This is a genomic window from Streptomyces solincola (genome assembly GCF_002982015.1).
Taxonomy (GTDB): Bacteria; Actinomycetota; Actinomycetes; order Streptomycetales; family Streptomycetaceae; genus Streptomyces; species Streptomyces solincola.
In genome coordinates this window covers 1-2,418 of record NZ_PVLV01000445.1, presented here as the reverse complement: position 1 = coordinate 2,418, position 2,418 = coordinate 1, and the positions used below count along the sequence as shown (strand labels likewise).

Annotated in this window: 2 protein-coding genes; one reads left to right on the top strand and one right to left on the bottom strand. The window is 76.8% G+C overall.

Annotated features, from left to right (window positions below; translation table 11 throughout):
- Positions 1–95 precede the first annotated feature (95 nt).
- On the top strand, positions 96–1,463 hold the full coding sequence (locus C6N75_RS24180) for a streptophobe family protein (protein ID WP_407703267.1): 1,368 nt from the start codon (positions 96–98) through the stop codon (positions 1,461–1,463).
- Positions 1,464–1,481: 18 nt separating this feature from the next.
- Here the strand turns inward: C6N75_RS24180 and C6N75_RS24175 are convergent, their stop codons facing one another.
- Complete coding sequence (locus C6N75_RS24175) at positions 1,482–2,408, bottom strand: serine/threonine-protein kinase (protein ID WP_105871015.1); 927 nt, start codon at positions 2,406–2,408, stop codon at positions 1,482–1,484.
- Between the last annotated feature and the right edge of the window lie 10 nt (positions 2,409–2,418).

Sequence of the window (2,418 nt, the reverse complement as noted above, 5' to 3'; positions counted from 1 at the left end):
CCGCCGCCGGGCAGACCCGGCCGGTGCACGGTCCCCGCGAACCCAGCCGCCGGGTGGACCCGGTCGGCGCGCGGCTCCGGCGCACCCCGCTTACGGTGGCAAGCGTGAGCCGACAGGGACCCCCCGCCGCCGGACCGAACACCGCCGCCACCGCGCCGAGCGGAGCACGACGGGCCCTCCGCCTCGCGGGCGACGCCCTGCTCACCGCGGTCGCCCCGCTGGTCGCCATGGCCGTGCTCGCCGCGCTCGGACTGTGGGCCGCCGGCGCGTCGGACCTGCCCGACGGGGCCTTCCCGCACGTCGTCGCCGCCGTGGTGCTGATCGCCGCCGGCGGCTCGGTCGACGTCTCCGGACAGGCCGGCGACCTGGCCGGCACCGACGCCGAACTCACCGCCCTGCCGCTGTCCGTGACCCTCGTCGGCGCGCTCGTCGCCGGCGCCCTCTTCCTGCGCCCGCTGCGCCGCCGCGCCGTCGCCGGCGGCGGCGAACTCCTCGCCCGGGCCGCCCTCACCGCCGTCCTGTGGCTGATCGCCCTGGGCGTGCTGTGCGCCCTGGCCCGGCACACCTTCTCCGTCGCCCCGCCCGACTCGCCGGTCGACATCATCGGCGGACTCCTCGACGCCACCCCCACCGTCGGCTTCCGGGCCGACACCGGACTCTCCCTGCTCTACGGGCTGCTGTGGCTGCTCGCCGTCCTGCTCATCGCGCTGCTGGTGTCCCGGGCGGCCGCCCTCCCCGCCGCCCTGCTGCGCTTCCAGGAGGCGGTGCGCCCGGCCGCCTCCGCCATGCTGCTGCTCCTCCTCGCGTACGTCGTGATCGGCCTCGTCGCCGGCGTCGTCACGGCCGCCGTCAAGGGGCACCCCGCCGAGACCTTCGCGGTGCTGCTGCTCGGCCTGCCCAACGTCGTCTGGATCGCCCTCGGGCTCGGCATCGGCGCCTCCTGGGAAGGCAGGGTCGAGGGACCGTTCGGTCTCCCGATGCCCCAGGCCCTGGACGCGGTGCTGCGCGGCGAGGGCGGCAACACCCTGGACGTGGCCTCCCTCGCCCAGCAGGACGGCCGCGCCTGGTGGCTGATCCCGCTCGCCGCCGTGCTGCTGACCGCCGCCGCCTTCGTGATGGCCGCCCGCTCCGCGCCCGCCACCCGGCTGTGGCAGCACGCGGTGCGCTTCGGCGCGGCCTTCGCCCTGACCATGCTCGCCGTCGTCCCGCTCACCCGGATCACCGCCCGGCTCGGCCTGTCGGTGCTCGGCGTCATCGAGATCGACGAGATCGGCGGCGAGGTGCTGCTGCGGCCCCACCTGTGGCAGGCGGTCGGCCTCGCCCTGCTGTGGGGCCTGGTGACCGGCCTGCTCGGCGGACTGCTCGCCTCCCGCACCCGGCACCACGGAGCCGTCCCGACCGCCTCGGCGGCCCGACCGGACGGAGGCGGCGGCGCCCACCGCCGTACGACCGGCGACCGCTGAACCGCCCGGCCCGCCGACCTAACGCTCCCGGAACACCGGCAGCGCCCAGGCCGGCGGCGCGGGCGGCACCCGGCCGCCCGTCCCGTCCGCGGACAGCGCGGCCCGCAGCTCGGCCACGAACTGCCGGCAGGTGCCGTACCGGTCCACCGGCGACTTGGCCAGCGCCCGGGCGAACACCGCGTCCACCGCCGGCGGCAGCCCCGGCCGCTCCCCGCTCGCGGCCGGCGGCGCGTCGTACTGGTGGGCCCAGAGCAGCGCCATGTCGTCGTCCCGCCGGAACGGCGGGAACCCGGTCAGCGTCTCGTACACCACGCAGCCCAGGCTGTAGACGTCGCACCGCCCGTCCACCGGCCGCCCCGAGATCTGCTCGGGCGCCACGTAGTCCAGGGTGCCGACGAACTGCCCCACCGTGGTGAACCCGGTCAGCGACAGGGACTTCTTCGTCAGCCCGAAGTCGGTGAGATAGGCGTGCTCGGGATGCTCGCTGTCCGTGCCGGGCGCGATCAGGATGTTGCCCGGCTTCACGTCCCGGTGCACCAGCTCGTGGGCGTGCGCCGCGTCCAGCGCGGACGCCACCTGGGCGGCGATCCGCCCGCCCTGCGCCGGGTCCAGCGGACCCCGCCGGTCCAGCAGCGCCCGCAGGTCCTGCCCGGCGACGAACCGCATCGCGATGTACAGCACGCCCTCGGTCTCGCCGGCCTCGAAGACCGGCACGATGTGCGGGTGCTCGATGGCCGCGGCCACCCGGGACTCGTGCGCGAACCGCTTGCGGAACGTGTCGTTGCGGGCCAGCTCGGGGGCCAGCAGCTTCAGCGCGACGGTACGCTCCAGCCGCAGGTCGCGGGCCCGGTACACCACCGCCATGCCGCCCCGCCCGATCTCCGCCTCCACCAGGTAGCCGGCCACCCGCGCACCGGCCAGCCCCTCCTGCCGCCCGGCGGGCAGCCCCCCGCCC